This window comes from Caballeronia sp. INML3B (assembly GCF_023631305.1).
Classification (GTDB): Bacteria; Pseudomonadota; Gammaproteobacteria; order Burkholderiales; family Burkholderiaceae; genus Caballeronia; species Caballeronia turbans.
Genome location: NZ_JALQDI010000119.1, coordinates 1 through 233, shown reverse-complemented (window position 1 = coordinate 233; position 233 = coordinate 1). Strand labels below are relative to the sequence as shown.

Sequence of the window (233 nt, the reverse complement as noted above, 5' to 3'; positions counted from 1 at the left end):
GCTGCACGACGCCCGCACGGCCACGCCGGTATTGCCGCGCTGAAAGAGAATCGGCTGGCCGGTTTTCAGGTCGGTGGCGACGATGCCGAGCGGCTTCGCCATCTTCTCGATCGGCCGGTTGTCGAGCGTCTTGTTCAGGAAGTTCTGCAACGCCACGCCTTGCAGAATGCCGCGCGCGCGAAAGGGCATCGCCCAGTCGCTGATGGAGGCTTCGTCCATGGTCAGCGCGAGCT

Annotated in this window: 1 protein-coding gene; it reads right to left on the bottom strand. The window is 64.8% G+C overall.

Translation table 11 applies throughout. The features are described from left to right. On the bottom strand, positions 1-233 hold a 233-nt coding region (locus NCS58_RS34115), incomplete at both ends, for a patatin-like phospholipase family protein (RefSeq protein ID WP_409241835.1).